The sequence below is a fragment of the Acidimicrobiales bacterium genome (genome assembly GCA_040219515.1).
GTDB lineage: Bacteria > Actinomycetota > Acidimicrobiia > Acidimicrobiales > Aldehydirespiratoraceae > JAJRXC01.
In genome coordinates, this window is sequence record JAVJSI010000012.1 from 59,594 (window position 1) to 77,156 (window position 17,563).

The 17,563-nt window shown below is 69.3% G+C and carries 18 protein-coding genes; 12 read left to right on the forward strand and 6 right to left on the reverse strand.

Features of this window, described 5'->3' with window-relative positions; translation table 11 throughout:
* Positions 1 to 9 precede the first annotated feature (9 nt).
* Both RIB98_11065 and RIB98_11070 read right to left on the reverse strand, forming a co-directional pair.
* Positions 10 to 1,482: a wax ester/triacylglycerol synthase family O-acyltransferase gene (locus tag RIB98_11065; GenBank protein MEQ8841513.1), complete on the reverse strand. Its 1,473-nt coding sequence runs from the start codon at positions 1,480 to 1,482 to the stop codon at positions 10 to 12.
* Positions 1,479 to 2,915 (reverse strand): HAD-IB family hydrolase, encoded by a 1,437-nt coding sequence (locus RIB98_11070; GenBank protein ID MEQ8841514.1) that lies wholly within the window; start codon positions 2,913 to 2,915, stop codon positions 1,479 to 1,481. Before RIB98_11070 ends, RIB98_11065 begins: the two co-directional genes overlap by 4 nt.
* Before the next feature lie 80 nt (positions 2,916 to 2,995).
* On the opposite strand from RIB98_11070, the gene RIB98_11075 reads away from it, so the two are divergent.
* Genes RIB98_11075 through RIB98_11085 form a run of 3 tightly spaced genes read left to right on the forward strand, consistent with a single transcriptional unit; the run spans position 2,996 to position 6,202 of the window.
* Positions 2,996 to 3,949 (forward strand): alpha/beta fold hydrolase, encoded by a 954-nt coding sequence (locus RIB98_11075; GenBank protein ID MEQ8841515.1) that lies wholly within the window; start codon positions 2,996 to 2,998, stop codon positions 3,947 to 3,949.
* Between the two features lie 52 nt (positions 3,950 to 4,001).
* Positions 4,002 to 5,456, forward strand: coding sequence for an AMP-binding protein (locus tag RIB98_11080; GenBank protein MEQ8841516.1), 1,455 nt, complete (start codon positions 4,002 to 4,004; stop codon positions 5,454 to 5,456).
* Positions 5,457 to 5,461: 5 nt separating this feature from the next.
* Positions 5,462 to 6,202, forward strand: coding sequence for a lysophospholipid acyltransferase family protein (locus tag RIB98_11085; GenBank protein ID MEQ8841517.1), 741 nt, complete (start codon positions 5,462 to 5,464; stop codon positions 6,200 to 6,202).
* On the opposite strand, the gene RIB98_11090 is transcribed toward RIB98_11085, so the two are convergent.
* The gene (locus RIB98_11090) at positions 6,203 to 7,231 is read right to left on the reverse strand and encodes a TauD/TfdA family dioxygenase (GenBank protein MEQ8841518.1); all 1,029 of its coding nucleotides are present in this window, start codon (positions 7,229 to 7,231) and stop codon (positions 6,203 to 6,205) included.
* 4 nt (positions 7,232 to 7,235) lie between these two features.
* Complete coding sequence (locus RIB98_11095; GenBank protein ID MEQ8841519.1) at positions 7,236 to 8,960, reverse strand: amidohydrolase family protein; 1,725 nt, start codon at positions 8,958 to 8,960, stop codon at positions 7,236 to 7,238.
* A gap of 89 nt (positions 8,961 to 9,049) precedes the next feature.
* Here RIB98_11095 and RIB98_11100 point away from each other — a divergent pair, with 89 nt between their 5' ends.
* From RIB98_11100 to RIB98_11115, 4 genes are read left to right on the forward strand one after another with little or no spacing between them, the layout of a single operon-like run.
* Positions 9,050 to 10,696, forward strand: a complete 1,647-nt coding sequence (locus tag RIB98_11100; protein MEQ8841520.1) for a methylmalonyl-CoA mutase family protein — start codon at positions 9,050 to 9,052, stop codon at positions 10,694 to 10,696.
* 49 nt (positions 10,697 to 10,745) lie between these two features.
* Positions 10,746 to 11,120 (forward strand): cobalamin-dependent protein, encoded by a 375-nt coding sequence (locus RIB98_11105; GenBank protein ID MEQ8841521.1) that lies wholly within the window; start codon positions 10,746 to 10,748, stop codon positions 11,118 to 11,120.
* Positions 11,117 to 12,103: a methylmalonyl Co-A mutase-associated GTPase MeaB gene (gene meaB, locus RIB98_11110; protein ID MEQ8841522.1), complete on the forward strand. Its 987-nt coding sequence runs from the start codon at positions 11,117 to 11,119 to the stop codon at positions 12,101 to 12,103. The genes RIB98_11105 and meaB overlap by 4 nt, the downstream gene beginning before the upstream one ends.
* Positions 12,104 to 12,112: 9 nt before the next feature.
* Positions 12,113 to 13,294, forward strand: a complete 1,182-nt coding sequence (locus tag RIB98_11115; GenBank protein ID MEQ8841523.1) for a cytochrome P450 — start codon at positions 12,113 to 12,115, stop codon at positions 13,292 to 13,294.
* A 3-nt stretch (positions 13,295 to 13,297) separates the two neighbouring features.
* On the opposite strand, the gene RIB98_11120 is transcribed toward RIB98_11115, so the two are convergent.
* Positions 13,298 to 14,113, reverse strand: a complete 816-nt coding sequence (locus RIB98_11120; protein ID MEQ8841524.1) for a helix-turn-helix transcriptional regulator — start codon at positions 14,111 to 14,113, stop codon at positions 13,298 to 13,300.
* Positions 14,114 to 14,191: 78 nt separating this feature from the next.
* Between RIB98_11120 and RIB98_11125 the strand changes: the two genes are divergently transcribed.
* The 5 genes from RIB98_11125 to RIB98_11145 all read left to right on the forward strand — a co-directional run bounded on the left by RIB98_11125 (position 14,192) and on the right by RIB98_11145 (position 17,081).
* Positions 14,192 to 15,349 carry a PLP-dependent aminotransferase family protein gene (locus tag RIB98_11125; GenBank protein ID MEQ8841525.1) on the forward strand — a complete coding sequence of 386 codons (1,158 nt, stop codon included), beginning with the start codon at positions 14,192 to 14,194 and terminating at the stop codon, positions 15,347 to 15,349.
* A 16-nt stretch (positions 15,350 to 15,365) separates the two neighbouring features.
* Complete coding sequence (locus RIB98_11130) at positions 15,366 to 15,737, forward strand: hypothetical protein (protein ID MEQ8841526.1); 372 nt, start codon at positions 15,366 to 15,368, stop codon at positions 15,735 to 15,737.
* Positions 15,734 to 15,904 (forward strand): hypothetical protein, encoded by a 171-nt coding sequence (locus tag RIB98_11135; protein MEQ8841527.1) that lies wholly within the window; start codon positions 15,734 to 15,736, stop codon positions 15,902 to 15,904. Before RIB98_11130 ends, RIB98_11135 begins: the two co-directional genes overlap by 4 nt.
* Positions 15,905 to 16,081: 177 nt before the next feature.
* Entirely contained in the window at positions 16,082 to 16,222 is a 141-nt protein-coding gene (locus tag RIB98_11140) for a hypothetical protein (GenBank protein MEQ8841528.1), read from the forward strand.
* Between the two features lie 70 nt (positions 16,223 to 16,292).
* The gene (locus RIB98_11145; GenBank protein MEQ8841529.1) at positions 16,293 to 17,081 is read left to right on the forward strand and encodes an alpha/beta fold hydrolase; all 789 of its coding nucleotides are present in this window, start codon (positions 16,293 to 16,295) and stop codon (positions 17,079 to 17,081) included.
* A gap of 4 nt (positions 17,082 to 17,085) precedes the next feature.
* Here the strand turns inward: RIB98_11145 and RIB98_11150 are convergent, their stop codons facing one another.
* Positions 17,086 to 17,478: a hypothetical protein gene (locus RIB98_11150; GenBank protein ID MEQ8841530.1), complete on the reverse strand. Its 393-nt coding sequence runs from the start codon at positions 17,476 to 17,478 to the stop codon at positions 17,086 to 17,088.
* Positions 17,479 to 17,563: the final 85 nt, after the last annotated feature.

A 17,563-nucleotide genomic window follows, 5' to 3' on the forward strand; every position in this document is an offset into this window, starting at 1 on the left:
CGGCGGTAACTAGGCCAGCAACACGTCGAAGGCGTCGACCACGCACTGACGGAAGGCGCCGGGGTCCTCGATGGCCACGGGGTCGATGAAGAGACCGATGTCGAAGTTGTTGCAATAGGACAGCGCGGTGGCGTTGCACGGCGTGCCGGCCAGCGGGCCCATCGTGACCGACCGTTCGATCCTGGCGCCTCCGATGTAGAGGGGGAACGGGGCGCCTCGCAGGTTCGACGTGGCCAGATCGATCTTCGCGGCCTGGGACCTCGCCGTGCGGGTGACCACCGACGTCGGCAACAGGTTGACCACTCCGGACAGGGCCGTGATGCCGCCGCCACGACTCGCCTCGTCGCGGGCCGCGTCGAGAATCTCGGCCGTGGTGGCCAACCGCTTCTCCCGCTCGAGCAGACCACCGGGCAGTTGCACCAGCACCGGGGTGAACGAGTTGCCGCCGGCCCGGTTGTCGGTGCGGGTGCTGAGCACGAACGACATGTTGAGCGTGTCGAACGATGCACCGCGGTCGGCGTGATAGCGAGCCGCCGCGTCGGCCATCCCGGCCACGAACGCCACGTTGATCGTCGTGTCGGCCGCCTTGCTCGCCGCCTTCAGTTCGTCGAGGGGAACGGTGACGGACTCGAGGTGACGATGCCGCGAGCGCGTGCGCCACAATGGCGCGCCTTCGCCTTCCTCGACCTGATGGGTGAGCTGCTCGGCGGTCCCGGCGACCACCGACGCGACATCGCTCACCCGTTCGCCCACGCGGGCCGGGTCGGCGGGCCACATGGCAATCTCCCCGGCGGCGCGGCGGGCGGTACCCGCGACGCGGCGGGCCACATGACCGACCGAGGCGGAGGCGGCGGCGGCGAGGCTCGAGCCGAGATCGCCACCCGCCTCCTTCTGCCGATACTCGGCCGCCGCTCGCGCCACGATGCCTTCGAGATCGATGTCGGGCGAACGGGGCACGTCGCGCTCGAGATCCTGGAACATCTCGCCGATGCGCAGCTGACCGATGCCGTCGGAGATCGCGTGGTGCATCAGATTCCACAATGCGCCCTGGCCCGACTCGAGACCCTCGATCACGACCATGCGCCAGAGCGGTCGAGTGCGATCGAGCGGCTCCGTGTAGAGATGCGCGGCGAGGTCGAGCAGCTGCCGCTCGGTGCCGGGACCCGACAGCGTCATCACCCGGAAATGACTGTTGAAATCGAATTCGGGATCGGGCACCCAGGCCGGCGTGGACAGGCGACCGAGACCGGGCTGCACCCGCTGGGTGAAGCGGGGAAGATTCGCCACGGCCGTGCGCATCCGGGCCCGTAGCAGGTCGACATCGATGGGCTGATCGAAGATGAAGAGCGCGCCGCCGCTGGGGTTGAGCCACGGGTCCTTCTCGATGTTCCACATGAGCGCTTCGTGCTCGGACATACGCTCGGTCGCGTCGATCTCACGGGGGCGCTGATGCTCCGAGGCGTGGGGTGTGGATTCGTTCATGATGCGCCCGTGTCGGTGCCGGGTCGGCGCTCGGCTTCCGCGTCGGGATCGCCGGAGTAGCCGGGTGGATAGGTGAGGGCGAGCTCCTCCTCGGTCGGCTCCCGCCGTTCGCGGGCCTCCGGGGGGAGGAGATCGACGATGGCGGCCATGATCGCCCTGGTGTCGGCGTCGGGGTCCTCGCGGCCGATGTCCACCGGGGGGCCGACGGTGACGGTGATCAGCGGGCGAGCTCCCACCGGCATCTTCGGCATGCGGGCGCTGCGGGGCCACACCTTCTCGGTTCCCCACAGGCCGATCGGGATGACCGGTGCGCCGGTCATGGCGGCCAGGCGGGCCGCACCCCACCGGCCCTTCAGTTCGGGATCGAAGAACGCGGGACCGCGCGGGATCGTGCCTTCGGGAGCGAGGGCCAACACCTCGCCGCCCCGCAGCGCGTCGGCGGCAGCCTCGAGCGGTTCCTCGGAGCCGGTGCCCCGGTCGACCCGCACGCCACCGATGCCCTTCAGCAGACGCCCGACGAGAGGCACGTCGAACACCTCCTTCTTGCCGAGGCTGCGCACATTGCGCTTCGCCTTCGCCGCGAGCAGGCCCAGGGCCGACGGATCGAAGTAGCTCCGATGGTTGAAAACGAGAATGGCGGGACCGACGGCCGGGATGTGCTCGACGCCGGCGAACTCGAAGCGGGCGAAGGGCTGGAACTCTTCACGGATGAGCGGTCGGCTCCACTCCTGGAGCTCTTTGCCGGCCACCTTGATCACCCCGTCGAGCTTGTCGAAGTTGCGCACCGGCCAACCCCTGAGCGCCGCCACACCCTGGAGTCGCAGGTCTGGATTGACGGCGACCGGGTTGCCGACCAGCTCGAGCAAGGACGAATCGAAGTAGCTGTCGCTGTAGGCGTAGCTGTTGGCCAGCACCACGTCGTTGGCGGCGGCCCACGCCCTCACTGCGTCGGCCTTGGCTCGACCCCAGACGAACGGCCCCTCGGTCACGCCGGTGTAGACCCCTCCCTCGGACTGCCACTTCGTGGCGACCACGGCGTCGAACCCGAGCTGCTCGGCCAGCGGCGAGACCCAGGGCTCGGGCGAGGTGGTGGCGAGCACCAGCAGACGCCCGGCCGCACGGTGCTCGTCGATGGTCATGCGGGCGAACGGCAGCAGCAGTTCCTCGTCGATCTCCACTGCGGCGGCGGACGCCGCGGCATGCACCGACTCGACCGGCCAGTCCCTGGCCGAGCGGGCCCCGAGCTTGGCCGGCTGCATCATCACCCAGCTCTCCCCGAACTGCTCGTAGAACCTCATGAAGGCGTCGGCCAGCGGCAGGTCGGGAACCGACCCGAGACCCACGTCGCTCAGGTGGCGCTGGAACACGAGCGCCGACGACGAGCTGATGAGCGTGCGATCGAGGTCGAAAATCGCCGCGGTGGGACGAGCCATTGGTGTTCCCCTTCGGAGCAGTACCCGTGATCGTAATGTGCGACGCTCGGCGAGCGCCCTGGCGACCTAATCTCCAGGTCATGACCATGCCGGCGGACTCGCCCCATCCCGTGCCCCAGTGGCAGACGCTCGCCCGACCCGACGCCGACATCGAGTGGTGCCGATGGCCGACCGACCACGCCACCCCGACCGGCGGAATCCTGATCGCCCACGGCGCCAGCGAACACGCGGCCCGCTACTCGCGCGTGGCGGGGATCCTCAACGACGCCGGCTGGGACGTCTACGGCATCGATCACCGCGGCCACGGTCGCACCGCCGCCGAGCACGGCGCGCCCGGCGTCGCTCGGCCCGGCGGTTGGGACGCGATGGTCGACGACATCATCGCCGTGACCGACCTCGCCAGAGACGGATCCGACGGTCCCTTCGTCCTGTTCGGGCACAGCATGGGTTCACTTCTCGGCCAGCGGGTGTGTCAGCTGGCCGGCGACCGGTTCGACGCGGTGGTGCTGTCGGGCACGTCCGGCAGCCTCGACGGGGCCGACGACCTCGCTGCGCTCCTGCGCTCGATCGAGGAGGCCGAGGGTCACGAGCAGCCGTCCGCGTTGTTCGCCGGCATGTTCGCCGGCTTCAACGAGCCGTTCGCCGCCGAGGTCGACTCGCCGTCGGGTTTCGAGTGGTTGAGTCGTGACGCCGCCGAGGTGGCCGTCTATGTCGCCGATCCCTGGTGCGGGGGCGATCTGTCCAACGGTTTCGTGACCGACATGATCACCGGCATGGCGGCGATGTGGTCGTCCGGCGCGGAGGACGCCATCCCGCGTGCACTTCCCGTGCTGCTGATCGCCGGCGACAGGGACCCGGTCGGCGACTTCGGCGCGTCGGTGCGGGCCCTGCACGAGCGCTATGTCGACGCCGGCATCGCCGACGCCGAACTCGTGCTCTACCCCGACGCCCGCCACGAACTCCTGAACGAGACCAACCGGGACGAGGTCCACCGCGACCTCCTCGCCTGGCTCGCACGGATCGCCGCCCACTGACACGTCCGCTGCCCACTGCAGGAACACTGACGGCCGTCTACAGTCCCGCCCTGTGACGCTTGCCACTCTGATCGACCAGCACCCCGACGACGATGTCGCCCTGATCGAGGGTGGTCGAGCGACCACCTATGGGGAGCTTCGTGACCTCGTCGCCCGCACCCGGGCCGGTCTCGTGGCCTCCGACCTCGCCCCACGCGACCGGGTCGCCGTCGTGTGCGCCAACAACCGGGCCGCGGTGGTGAGCGTGCTCGCCGCCACCTCCGCCGGCATGGTCGCGGTGCTGCTGGACCCGAACTGCCCCGGGCCCGAGCTCCGCGAACAGGTCAACACGGTGCGAGCAGCGATCGTGCTCACCGGCTCTCCGGTGAGCGAGGAGTTCCATCCCCACATCGCTTCGCCGGCGAGTGCGGCGGTGCACGGCGTCGACCCACTCCCCGACGGTCCCCCGGTTGCTGCTGCTGCGCCCGACGAAGATGCGCTCGCCGTGATGCTGTTCACCAGTGGCACGGCAGGCACCCCCAAGGCCGCGATGCTCAGCCATCGCAACCTGACCTCGAATCAGCAGTCGGTGATGAACACCGCGGGCGCCGGGTTGGGGCCCGGCGACGTCGTTCTCGCCACCATTCCGATCTCACACATGTACGGCTTCAACATGGCCCTGCTGACCACCCTGCGGGCCGGCGGCACGGTGGTCCTCGCCGAGCAGTTCTCTCCGGACGAGTGCGCGGCCCTCGTTCGTGAACACCACGTCGACCGGTTCGCCGGCGTCCCGCCGATGTGGCGGGCCCTCATCGACAGCGCCGTGCCCGACGACGCCTTCGCCGGTGTCAGCCGCATCAGCTCGGGAGCGTCGGCGCTGCATCCACGGCTCTGGACGGAGTTCAAGGAGAGGTTCGGGGTGGAGTTGTGTGAGGGCTACGGCCTCACCGAGACCTCACCGACCGTCACCTCCCACGTCGGCATTCCGATCCGACCGGGCACGGTGGGCAAGCCGGCCCCCGGAGTCGAGGTGAAGGTGGTCGACCACGACGGCCACGAGGTGCCCTTCGACGACTCGGGCGAGATCATGGTTCGCGGCCCCGGGGTGTTCCTCGGCTACTGGGAGAACGAGGAGGCCACAAAGGCCGTGCTCGACCACGACGGCTGGCTCGCCACGCGCGACATCGGCGTGATCTCCGACGACGGCTACCTGGCCCTGATCGACCGGGCGAAGGATCTCATCATCGTCTCCGGCTTCAACGTGTATCCCTTCGAGGTCGAGACGGTGCTGGTGCAACACCCAAAGGTCGACCAGACCGTGGTGATCGGTCGCGACGACGACCGTCGCGGCGAGCGGGTGGTCGCCTTCGTCACCGTTCCCGACGGTTCCGAGCCCCCGACACTCGACGAGCTGGTGGCCTTCTGTCGCGAACGTCTGGCCCGCTACAAGTGTCCGACCGAACTGGAGATCGTCACCGAACTGCCGATCGGTACGAGCGGCAAAACCCAGCGCCGGAAGCTGAGCTGATCACCATGGCCCGCGAGACCGGATGGCTCCAGCAACCACTACTGCGAGTGCTCAAGCCGCTGATGCACCGCATGTGGGACCTCGACATCACGGGTATCGACAACATCCCGGTCGCCGGCCCCGCCCTGCTCGCGCCCAACCACCTCTCGTTCCTCGACTCACCGTTCACGATGTCGCTCATGCCGCGCCGCACCCTGGCCGTGGGCAAGGCGGAATACATGGACAGCTGGAAGACCAAGTACTTCTTCCCGGCCACCGGGATGATCCCGCTCGACCGATCGGGAGGCGACGCCAGCCAGGTCGCGCTCGATGCCGCAGCGGTTGCGCTTGACCGAGGCGATCTGTTCCTCATCTATCCCGAAGGCACCCGCACCCGCGACGGCTACCTGCACAAGGGCAAGACGGGCGTTGCTCGGCTCGCGCTGCGCACCGGCGCACCGATCATCCCGATCGGGCTCGTCGGCACCGACCGCATCCAACCGCCCGACCGCACCATGCCCAGGTTCGGCGAGAGTTGTGGCATCCACATCGGCCCACCCATCGATGTCACCCGCTATCGCAGTCGCATCGACGACCGCCTGATCCTGCGCCAGATCACCGACGAGGTGATGTTCGAGATCGGTGAACTCTCCGGCCAGACATACGTCGACGTCTACTCCGGCGAACCGCTGCCCGAGGATCCACCACCACCGGCACCGCAGAAAACGCCGGCGCCGGCACCCGACCGCGCCGCCATCACCGCCTGATCAGGCGCGGGTTCGGTTCGCGGCCCAATGGCTGGTCGCGCCGGCGGCCTGGAATCGTTCGGGCCGATCGTTCGGACCGAGGATGTCGGTGGCCAGCCACAGACGCTTGAGCCAACGCACCCGACCCGACTCGGGGTCATCCACATAGCTCCGGCGTCCGTGGAGCACGTGATAGTTGTTCACGAACTGCATGTCGCCGGGGGCGAACGTCATCTCGACCCGATGGTCGGCGTCGTGGATGAGCGCGTCGTACGCATCCATCGCAGCACGCTGGTCGGCCGACAGGCGGGGCGCGTCGGCGTGACGTTGCGAGGCCTCGATGTAGGGCCGGATGTAGCGGACGAACAGCCGATCGTCGTGTTGGGAGAACACCGGTACGGTGTAGAAGGGCGTGCCGCCGTCACGCTGCTCGCCGCGAAAGTCGTAGGGCAAGCCGTCGAAGAGCACCGCGGCAAGGGCGGGGTCGGCCCCGACCAGCCGGTTGTAGGCACCCACCGCGTTGGCCACCAGGCTCTCGCCGCCCGACACCCCGGGATCGAGACACATGAGGCCGACCAGGTCCGACCCGTCGGAATGAAACGTCTGGGCGACGCCACCGAGTTCGTTGCCCCGCGCCGTCGGATCGTCGGGACGTTTCCCCTGGTCCTTCACGTCGCCGAGCAGGTGACCCTTCACGTTCTGCGGCCACGGCACGCCGAGGTGCAGTCCGATGCCCCAGTACATCCACGACGCGTCGTCGACGCCGACCCGTTCGACCGGCAGCGCCGAGATCCGCTGAAAACCACGACCGTCGATGAGCTCCTCGGCGATCGTGCGGAGGATCGGACCCAGCGTGGGCAGCGGGAATTCGTCCTTGCGCACGTCCAGCACCTCGTCGGTGCGGGCCCGGGCGACGGCCACCGCGGCCTCGAGCTCGGCGATCTCGTCGGCGGTGAGCCGGTGGGTCCACACGTCGGGATCGGCGACATCGGCCGCCGTCCAGTTCGCATGGGTCTCGAGCGGCCGAACGTCGACCTCGGCGCGATCCACGGTGTCAGGCCCCGACCGGAGCCACCTGGGCCCCTCGGACCAGTCGACCGGGCAACTCGCCGGTCGCCTCGCCAGAGGCATAGGTCTCGACCCCGGCGACCACCGTGTGGAGGTAGCCGTCGGCCCGTTGCAGGACCCGGCGTCCACCGGCCGGCAGGTCGTAGGCCAACTCGGGACCACGCACCCGCAGGTTGTCGAAGTCGATCACGTTGAGGTCGGCTCGATAGCCCGGTGCCAGCACGCCGCGATCGTGGAGGCCGACGGTGCGGGCCGTGTCCCGGCACTGACGTCGGACGAGGAACTCGAGATCGATCCGGTCGGTCGGGCGCTCGCGACCCCAGTGCTGGAGGAGCGTGGTGGGGAACGAGCCGTCGCAGATCGTGCCGACATGGGCGCCGCCGTCGCTCAGCGCCGGCACGGTGAAGTCGTGGGTGAGCAGTTCACGGGTGCCGTCGAGAGTGCCCGTGCCGTAGTTGGTGAACGGCAACCACAGCATGTTGGTGCCGTCGTGCTCGAGCAGCAGGTCGAGCGCGAACTCGGCCGGGGCGACGCCGGCCGCAGCCGCTCGCCGCACCACGGTCCGGTCGGCGGACGGCTCGTAGTAGGGCCACTCCCCCATCTCGTACATCGTCTCGAACTTCTCGATCAGGCTGCCGCCGACGAGCACACTGTCGGTGCCCCCGGCTGCGGACAGCAGCCGTGCGCGGCGGTCGGGGTCGTTCAGCGCCACCACCCGCTCGGCCGGCGCGAGATCGGCGACCTCGGCCCACACCGGGTTGCGCATGAACGGATTGAGGGTGCACTCGAAGCCCAGCAGGATGCCGATCGGGCGCACCGGGCACTGCCCCGTGATCTGGAAACCGTCGGCCCGGGCCCCCTCGATCCGACGCAGCAGGTCCTGATGGAAGTCGCCGCTCTTCGGGCTCTCGACGATGGTGAACGACAACGGACGACCGGAGACGCGACACATGTCGCGAAACATCTGGAACTCGCGTTCGCGATCGACGAAGTCCGACACGAGCTGGAACACGCCCGTGCCGCCGGCGCCGACGGCCTCGGCGATGCCGACCAGCTCGTCGGCCGCCGCGGTGAGGGTGGGAGTGAAGTCACCCGTGGAGGTCTTGTGGTTCGACGTGCGGCTGGTCGAGAAGCCCAGCGCACCGGCGGCGATGCCCGCCGCCGCCAGGCGGCCCATCTCGGCGATGTCATCGGCGGTCGCATCCTCGCGGTTCGCGCCGCGCTCCCCCATCACGTGCAGGCGCAATGCACCGTGCGGCACCTGGGTGGCGATGTCCATGTCCTTGGGCGAATCGCAGGCATCGAGATACTCGGCGAACGAACTCCAGTTCCAGGAGAGCCCCTCGTGCAGAGCGGCGCCGGGGATGTCCTCCACCCCTTCCATGAGTTCGACCAGCTTGTTGTGATCGTTGCTGTGGACGGGCGCGAACCCCACGCCGCAGTTGCCGAACACGACCGTGGTCACGCCGTGCCAGCTCGACGGCTGCATCCGTGTGTCCCACGTGGCCTGACCGTCGTAGTGGGTGTGGATGTCGACGAAACCGGGGGCCACCAGCGCGCCGTCGGCGTCGATCTCCCGCGTGGCCGAGCCGTCGACCTCGCCGACCTCGGTGACCACACCGTCGGTGATGGCGACGTCGGCGGTGCGCGCCGGCGCGCCCGTCCCGTCGACCACGTTGCCACCGCGGATGATCAGGTCGTGTGCAGCCATGTTCGCTCCCCAAGGTTCAGTTCTCCCATGATGACAGTGATGGGCGCCGCCGCCCAGACGACCCGACCCACTGCGGTAGTTTGTCCCCCATGACCGATCCGTCGCCCCCGACCGATCCGCAGGAGCAGTGGCAAGCGGACTACGACGCCGCTCGACTCCGCGAGGTGCCCTTCGAGACGATGTCGGGCGTGCCGCTCGACGGCGTGTACGGCGAGGCACCCCTGCCCGGGCAATACCCCTACACACGCGGTCTCCACGCCGCCGGCTACCGGTCGCGGCTCTGGACCATGCGGATGTTCGCCGGGTTCGGCACCGCGGAGGACACCAACCTCCGCTTCAAGGAACTGCTGCGGGCCGGTGGCACCGGGCTGTCGACCGCCTTCGACATGCCCACCCTCATGGGCCGCGACTCCGACTCGCCGTGGGCCCTCGGCGAGGTCGGTCGGGCCGGCGTGGCCGTCGACACCCTGGCCGACATGGAGGACCTCTTCGCCGACATCGACCTCGCCGGTGTCTCCACCTCGATGACCATCAACGGGCCCGCGGCGACCCTGCTGGCGATGTATGTCGCCGTCGGTGAGAAGACCGGTGTGGCCCGCGCCGATCTCGCCGGCACCCTCCAGAACGACATCCTGAAGGAGTACCAGGCCCAGAAGGAATACATCTATCCGCCGCGACCGTCGATGCGCATCGTCACCGACACCGTGAGGTTCGCCACCGCCGAGATGCCGAAATGGCACCCGATCTCGATCTCCGGCTACCACATCCGCGAGGCCGGATCGACCGCCGCCCAGGAGCTCGCCTTCACCCTCGTCAACGGGTTCGCCTATGTGGAAGCGGCGATGGCGGCCGGGGAGAACATCGACGAGTTCGGACGGCGTCTGTCGTTCTTCTTCAACAGCCACAGCGACTTCTTCGAGGAGATCGGGAAGTTCCGGGCCGCTCGCCGCATCTGGGCCCGCTGGATGAAGGAGCGTTACGGCGCCACCGACGAGCGGGCCATGATGTGTCGCTTCCACACCCAGACGGCCGGCGTGTCGCTCACCGCCCAACAGCCCGAGATCAACATCGCCCGGGTGGCCACCCAGGCCCTGGCCGCCGCCCTCGGCGGCACCCAGAGCCTGCACAGCGACAGCTTCGACGAGGCGCTCGCCCTCCCCACTGAGAAGGCCGCCCGCATCGCGTTGCGCACCCAGCAGCTGATCGCCCACGAGACCGGGGTGACCAATGTCGTCGATCCGCTCGGCGGCGCGCCGTTCGTCGAATGGATGACCGACGAGATGGAGCGCCAGGCCGAGGCGGTGTTCTCCCATCTCGACGATCTCGGCAACGGTTCGATCCTCGAAGGGGTCTACGCGGGCATCGACAACGGCTACTTCGTCGGGGAGATCGCCGACGCGGCCTACCGCTTCGAACGCGAGGTCAACGCCCAACGTCGCATCGTCGTCGGGGTCAACGCCTTCACCGACGGCGGCGAGGACACCGACCCGAACCTGCTGCGGATCGACCATGCGACCGAGGAGTACCAGCGCAAACGCCTCGACAAGGTGAAGCGTGAACGCAGCCAGGAGGCGGTCGATGCCGCGCTGGCCCAGGTCACCGCCGATGCCGACGACCCCACGGTCAACCTGATGCCGTCGATCATCGACGCGGTGAAGGCCTACGCGACCGAAGAGGAGATCGCGATGGCCATGGAGTCGGTCTTCGGAACGTATGTCGAGACCGCCATTGTCTGAGTCATCATTGTCTGAATCATCATTGTCTGAATCATCACCACCGCGGATCGTGCTCGCGAAGTTGGGTCTCGATGGCCACGACCGCGGGATCAAGGTGGTTGCGCGGATGCTGCGCGACGCGGGGATGGAGGTCATCTATCTCGGCCTGCGCCAGACCACCGACAGCATCGTGGCCGCGGTCGAGCAGGAGGACGCCGACGCCATCGGCCTCTCGATGCACAACGCCGGACACCTCACCCTCGGCCCCGCGATGCTCGCCGCGCTCGACGCCGCCGGGCTCGACGTGCCACTCATCATCGGCGGCATCGTGCCCGAGGCCGACCTGGCCGTACTCGAGGAGGCCGGCGTCGCCGCCGTGCTCGGCCCCGGCGCGTCGGCCGAGGAGGTCGTACGCACCGTGCGCCGAGTGGTCCACACCGAGTGACCACCCGCCACCTCACCCCCCGCGAACTGGTCGAGCGTGCGGTCGCCGGTGACCGTCGGGCCGTGGGTCGACTGCTCACGCTGGTCGAACGGGGCGGCGCCGCAGCCGACGAGATCGCCGAACTGACCCACGCGGCCAGCCACGAGGCCCACGTCATCGGCATCACCGGCTCGCCCGGCGCCGGCAAGTCCACGATGGTCGCCCGCCTGGTCGGCACGTTCACCGACGCGGGGCATCGGCCCGCGGTGCTCGCCGTCGACCCGTCGTCGCCGCTCACCGGTGGGGCCATTCTCGGCGACCGGGTGCGCATGGCCGCCGTCGACACCACCGCGTTCATCCGGTCCGTCGCCACCCGTGGTCACGCCGGTGGACTCGCACTCGCCATCCCCGGAGGGGCGCGCGTCCTCGCCGCGGCCGGGTTCGATCCGGTCATCATCGAAACGGTCGGCGTCGGCCAGGTCGAGGTCGACGTCACCGCGGCAGCCGACACGACGGTCGTCGTCGTCACCCCCGGCATGGGTGACGCGGTGCAGGCCAACAAGGCCGGGCTCCTCGAGGTCGCCGATGTCTTCGTGGTGAACAAGGCCGACCGTCCCGGGGCCGACGACACGCGCCGCGACCTCGAACTCATGCTCGAGCTGAGCCATGTGACCGGCCAGGAGGACGCCGGCTACCGCCCACCGATCGCCATGGTGAACTCGCTGGACGGCGACGGCATCGCCCTGGTCCGCTCACTGGTGGATGCCCACCGCCATCACCTCGACTCGTCGGGCGGGCGTCACACACGACGCTGCCGACGGGCCCGCTTCGAGCTCGAGAGCCGAGCCGGACTCGAGTTCGAGCAGCGCCTGCGGGCCGCCTTGGCCTCCCCGGAGGTGAGCAGTGTGCTCGACCAGATCGCGACCGGGCAGCGCTCGCCCGCCGACGGACTCGGGGCGCTGCTCACCGCGCTTCCCCCACCGGTCCCCCGCGAGCCGACCTAACATCGCCGCGTGAACCCCTCGACCGACATTCTCGACCCGGCCTGGTGGCAGCAGGATCCCCAGGCCGGCTATCGCGAGCTCCTCGCCCATCCGGGTCTGTGGCGAGACGAGCGCAGCGGGTTCTGGCTCGCGGCCCGCCATCGCGACCTCCTCACCGTCGAGCGTGACCCCGTCACCTTCGCCAGTCGGGCCGACGACGGCGGCGCGTATCGCATCAACCCGTCGCCGGGCGAGGAGACGATGATCAGCAAGGACGACCCGGAGCATCTCGCCCAGCGGCGTGCGGTGAACCGTCGCTTCACTCCCAAGGCCGTCCGAGACCACACCGACCACTATTCCTCCATGATCGAGACACTCGTGGACGCGGCGGTCGAGACCGTCGACACGAGTGGTCGGGTCGAGGTGATCGAGGCGCTGGCATCACAGTTGCCGTGCCGCGTCACCGCCGAGCTCCTGGGCTTCGGACAGGAAGCCTGGCGAGAAGTGAAAGACTGGTCCGAGCGCCAGATGCGAATCGACTCGGCGATGGCCGATCCCGAGCTGTTCGAGTCGTTCATCGGCAGCATCCAGGAGTGGGCTGCGGTCATGGAGAAGGTCGTCCCCGAGCGCGAGAAGGCGCCGGCCGACGACCTTTTCTCCGACTGGCTGGCCGTCGACATGGACCGCTCCACGATGGTCATGGAGACCGGTCTGCTCATCGCCGGCGGGGCCGAGACGACCCGCACCGTGATCGCCCACGGCCTGCGCACCCTGGCCGATCGCCCGGAGGTCTGGGAGCACCTGGCCGAGACTCCGTCGGCGATTCCCGGGGCCGTCGAGGAGCTCATCCGCTGGGTCACCCCCCTCAACAACATGTTCCGCATCGCCACCCGCGACGCCGTCGTCGACGGCACCGCGATCTCGGCCGGTGACCGGGTGGCCTTGGTGTACCCGGCCGCCAACCGCGACCCGGCGGTGTTCGATGCCCCCGACACGTTCGACATCACCCGCGACCCCAACCCCCACGTCTCGTTCGGCCACGGCACCCACTTCTGTCTCGGCGCCAACCTGGCCCGGATCGAGCTGCGGCTGCTGCTCGAGGCGCTCACCCGGCGGGTGACCAACCTTCGGGTCGTCACCGAGCCCGATGTCGAGCCCAACATCTTCGCCCGCGCCGTCCGCACCTTCGAACTGTCCTGGGACCGCCGCTGACGGTCAGTGCGGCCGAGCCGCCATCACCCGGGCGAACCGCGCCGCGGTGGTCGTCCCACTGGTCGGGGTGTAGATCACGGTACTCCAGCCCGGATGATCGGGAAGATTCAGGCGGTGGTGGTCGAAGACCAGTTCGCCCTCGATCTCGTGGGCGAACCGGCGGGTCTGCGGTGAGAACACATCGACGTCGTGGCCGGCCCACGCCTCGGCGAACTCGGGATGGTCGCGGCGGAGTTCGTCGACCAGTCCGATCGCTTCGTCGCTCGGATACTGACCGAGATGGAGTCGGAACTGCCGGGTGAGACGGGCCAGTTCGTCCGACCAGTCGGTCATGAACCCTCGCAGCGACGGGGTCTCGAGGGTGAGACGGAGCAGGTTGGGGTCGGTCGCCTCGTCGAGCACCGGAAAGAGCGCCGCCTCGGCCCGGTTCCAGCAGACGAGGTTCCACACATGGTCGAGCACGTAGGCCGGATTGGGTTCGAGCCCGTCGACGAGGACGCGCTGGGCCGGCTCGGCCGCCTGACCCGCCACGATGGGGCTCGGCGGGCGCACGTCGGCGAGACCGAACAGGTGGGCGCGCTCCGGGCGGGAAAGGCGCAGCGCGGTGGCGAGGCCGTCGAGCACCTCACCCGACACGCGGTTGGCCCGCCCCTGTTCGAGTCGGGTCAACCACGAGACACCGATGTTGGCGAGCACCGCCACCTCTTCGCGTCGAAGCCCGCTCGTTCGCCGGCCCTTCGCGGTCGGCAGACCCACGTCCTCGGGCCGAAGCCGCTGTCGGCGGGTCCGGAGGAAGTCGCCCAACTCGATCGCTTCCATTGCCGCTGAACCTACCACTGGTGGTACCACCATTGGGAGAGGCTTCCGCCATCGTCAGCTGCGCGTCAGGCTGCGAGGATGTCGTCGCTCCTCAGCCGGCAGGCCCGATCGGCGACCACCTCCGCCATCCGGGACCTGCTCGAACACGCCCAACGTCCGGGGATGATCAGCCTCGCCGGCGGTCTGCCCGATCCGGCCCGCTTTCCGGTGGAGGAACTCGCCACCATCGCCGAGCGCGTGCTGCGCGACGACGGTCGCCGGGTGCTCCAGTACGGGCTCACGGCCGGCGAGCGCGACCTGCGTGATCACATCGTCGCCACCACGGCCGCGGCGGCGAGCGCCGAGGAGGTCGTCATCACGACCGGCTCCCAGCAGGGCCTGCGCCTGCTCGCCCACGTGCTCATCGACCCCGGCGACCGCGTCGTGGTCGCCGATCCGGAGTACCTGGGTGCGACGCAGGCGTTCGCACAGGCGGGTGGACTACCGGTGGCCTTTCCGACCGACGCCGACGGACTCGATGTCGATGCGGTCGAGACCGCGTTGACGGACGGGCTCCGGCCGAAGTTCGTGTACCTCGTGCCCCACTTCCACAATCCCACGGGCGCCACCCTCGCCGCCGAGCGCCGGCGGCGACTCTTCGAACTGGCCGATCGCTACGGCTTCATGGTCCTGCTCGACGATCCCTATCGTGAGCTCTACATCGGCGCGAACGCCCCGGACGAGGACGACCCGCATCCCATGGCGGTGCATCTGCGCAGTACGTCGAAGGTGCTCGCCCCGGGTCTTCGTATCGGCTGGTTGATCGGACCGGCGTGGCTGACCACGGCGGTCGAGCGATCGAAACAGGCCGTGGATCTCCACACGAGTACCGTCGCCCAGGCCATCGTCCTCGCCGCCCTCCGGGCCGACTGGTTCCCTCCCCACCTCGACGAACTGCGCGCCGCAACCGGTGAGAAGCGCGACGCACTCTGTCGAGCCCTGGACGACGCGCTGGGTGAGCGGATCTCGTTCACCCGTCCCGGCGGCGGCATGTTCGTGTGGGCCGCGCTCGAGGGAGTCGACACGACGACGCTGCTGGCCCCGGCCCTCGAGCGCGGTGTCGCGTTCGTGCCCGGTGGGGCGTTCGCGATCCACCGCGACCTTGCCGACCACCTCCGTCTGAGTTGGGCCACCGCGTCGCCCGATGAGCTGAGCGAGGCGGTCTCGAGACTCGCCGCGGCCCTCGACGACCTCTAGTCTCGGAGGCACGCTCATGGCCTTCACCGATCAGCTTGCGCCCAACGTCGCCGCGGCCTTCGACCATCTGCTCGACGGCGTGTGGGACGGAAGGGTCGACACCGGCCTGCTCGAGTCGTGCCGCCAACGGGTGTGTGCTCTGGTCGGCGCGCCCGATGCCGCCGGGCGTCATCGCCGCGAGCCCGTCGCCACGACCGACCACCCGGCGACGGCGGCGTGTCTCGCCTTCACCGAGATGTGGGTGATCGACCCGCACGCGGTCACCGACGAGATGGCCGCCGCCGTACGGGCTCATCTCACCGACGCCGAGGCCGCGGCCTTCACGATCGCGCTCGCCACCATCGAAGCGCAGGCTCGCGCCACCCTCGCCTGGGAGGGCGGCGCGTGAGATTCGCCCCACCGCCCGACTCGATGAACTTCTTCGAGCACGACGGGGAACTGAACGACCGGTTCAACGCGTTCTACGCCGAACTCTGGCAACGTGGCGTCGTCGACGAAGCGACCCTCGAGGTCGGTCGACTCCGCAACGCGCAGATCACCGACTGCGGGATTTGACGCAACCTCCGCTTCGCAGGTGCGCAGCAGCAGGGTCTGACCGAAGACCACATCAGCGCGCTCGGCGGTGAGCGCGAGGACGGCGCCCTTCCCGCTCGATGGCGCGACGCGGCGGAGTGGGCCGACGTGGTGATCGGCGCGACCTCGATGTCGTCTCGCGAGACACCCTCCCGGAAGATGCTCACCACCATGAGCGAGGCGGAACTGGCCGAACTGACGCTCACCGTGGCGGTGGCCCAGGGCTTCTCGAAAGCCGCGATCGCCTGGGGTCCGGCCCCCGAGCTCCCCACCATGGTGATCCCCACCCCGGGTACCTGACCGACTGAAATCAGTCCGATCGACGCCGGCGTGGGTTGCCTCCTGTCAGTCGCGCTGACACGATGTGCGGATGGCGCATCGCCCTCACCCGATCCTGGCCCTCCTCGAGGTGCGTGCGGCACCCGAGTTCGGCGCGTTCGCGGCGTCGATCCCGGCGATGAAGGCCCTGCTCCCCCGGGGCAACGAGGACCGCCACGTCCTCGTACTTCCCGGCTTCATGGCCGGCGACGGCAGCACCAAGCCCCTCCGGGCCCTCCTCGACCGGCTCGGTCACCAGACCCACGGCTGGGGCCTCGGTCGCAACATCGGGCCCACCACCGACATCCTCGAGGGCATGATCGTGCTGGTCGAGCGGCTCGCCCTGGACAAGGGTCCGATCGACATCGTCGGCTGGTCGCTCGGTGGCCTCTACGGCCGAGAGATCGCCCGCCTCCACCCCGGAGCCGTACGCCAGGTGATCACCCTGGGCAGTCCCTTCCAGACCATCGGCCCCGAGGAGTCCAACGCGAAGGAGGCGTTCGCCGCCCTGCGTCACCGCCACTCCGACGAGACGAAGATCCCCCGCGTGCCGAGCTGGGCCCGGGAACCGCTGACCGTGCCCGCCACCTCGATCTACACCAAGGGCGACGGCATCGTCAGCTGGCACCAGTGCCTCAATCGCGCCCTCCCGCGTACCGAGAACGTCGAGGTCTACGGCAGCCACTGCGGACTCGGCCACAACCCCGCCGCCATCTGGGTGATCGCCGATCGTCTCGCCCAGCGCGGCGTCGAGTGGGCCCCGTTCCGGCCACGCCGCGTGCTGCGGGCCCTGTACCCCAACGCCGACGTGCTCGACACCGACCGCGTCGGCGCGGCCTGACCCCTCAGTCCGTCGGCACCGCGGCCGCGAGCTCGAGCGCCGCGCGGGCCTGATCCCGGTAGGTCCGCGACAGGTCGTCCTGCTGAGCGGCGTGGCGTTCGAGTGCCACCCGCGTCTCGCTCAACGAGACCGCCGCCGACCACAACGAGAACCCGATGCTGCGTTGGAGCTCGGTGCGACTCACAGTGGCGGCCCGTGACGACCACGTGGCCGGCGTGTGCCGAGCGACCGGGGCGTCGTCGTGGCCGAGGATCCGCACCCGGTGTCGTTCGATGTCGAGCGCGAGATCGCGAGCCGACGTCGCGAGACCACCCGCCCGCATCGCCGCCGCCTCCAGGTCCTCGGCCCGCGCCGCATACTCGACCCCTTCACCCTCGACCCCTTCACCCTTGACCATGATGACTTCTCCCTTCGGTCGGCCTCTGTGCCGAGCCGATCGTAGATTTCGGCCCGGCGTGAAACAACACGAAAATTACTCATGT

Bases quoted from the DNA above. Each gene is read 5' to 3' on its own strand.
- RIB98_11065 (MEQ8841513.1), bottom strand. From the start codon at position 1,482: ATGAACGAATCCACACCCCACGCCTCGGAGCATCAGCGCCCCCGTGAG.
- RIB98_11070 (MEQ8841514.1), bottom strand. From the start codon at position 2,915: ATGGCTCGTCCCACCGCGGCGATTTTCGACCTCGATCGCACGCTCATC.
- RIB98_11075 (MEQ8841515.1), top strand. From the start codon at position 2,996: ATGACCATGCCGGCGGACTCGCCCCATCCCGTGCCCCAGTGGCAGACG.
- RIB98_11085 (MEQ8841517.1), top strand. From the start codon at position 5,462: ATGGCCCGCGAGACCGGATGGCTCCAGCAACCACTACTGCGAGTGCTC.
- RIB98_11095 (MEQ8841519.1), bottom strand. From the start codon at position 8,960: ATGGCTGCACACGACCTGATCATCCGCGGTGGCAACGTGGTCGACGGG.
- RIB98_11100 (MEQ8841520.1), top strand. From the start codon at position 9,050: ATGACCGATCCGTCGCCCCCGACCGATCCGCAGGAGCAGTGGCAAGCG.
- RIB98_11120 (MEQ8841524.1), bottom strand. From the start codon at position 14,113: ATGGAAGCGATCGAGTTGGGCGACTTCCTCCGGACCCGCCGACAGCGG.
- RIB98_11125 (MEQ8841525.1), top strand. From the start codon at position 14,192: ATGTCGTCGCTCCTCAGCCGGCAGGCCCGATCGGCGACCACCTCCGCC.
- RIB98_11130 (MEQ8841526.1), top strand. From the start codon at position 15,366: ATGGCCTTCACCGATCAGCTTGCGCCCAACGTCGCCGCGGCCTTCGAC.
- RIB98_11140 (MEQ8841528.1), top strand. From the start codon at position 16,082: ATGCTCACCACCATGAGCGAGGCGGAACTGGCCGAACTGACGCTCACC.
- RIB98_11145 (MEQ8841529.1), top strand. From the start codon at position 16,293: ATGGCGCATCGCCCTCACCCGATCCTGGCCCTCCTCGAGGTGCGTGCG.
- RIB98_11150 (MEQ8841530.1), bottom strand. From the start codon at position 17,478: ATGGTCAAGGGTGAAGGGGTCGAGGGTGAAGGGGTCGAGTATGCGGCG.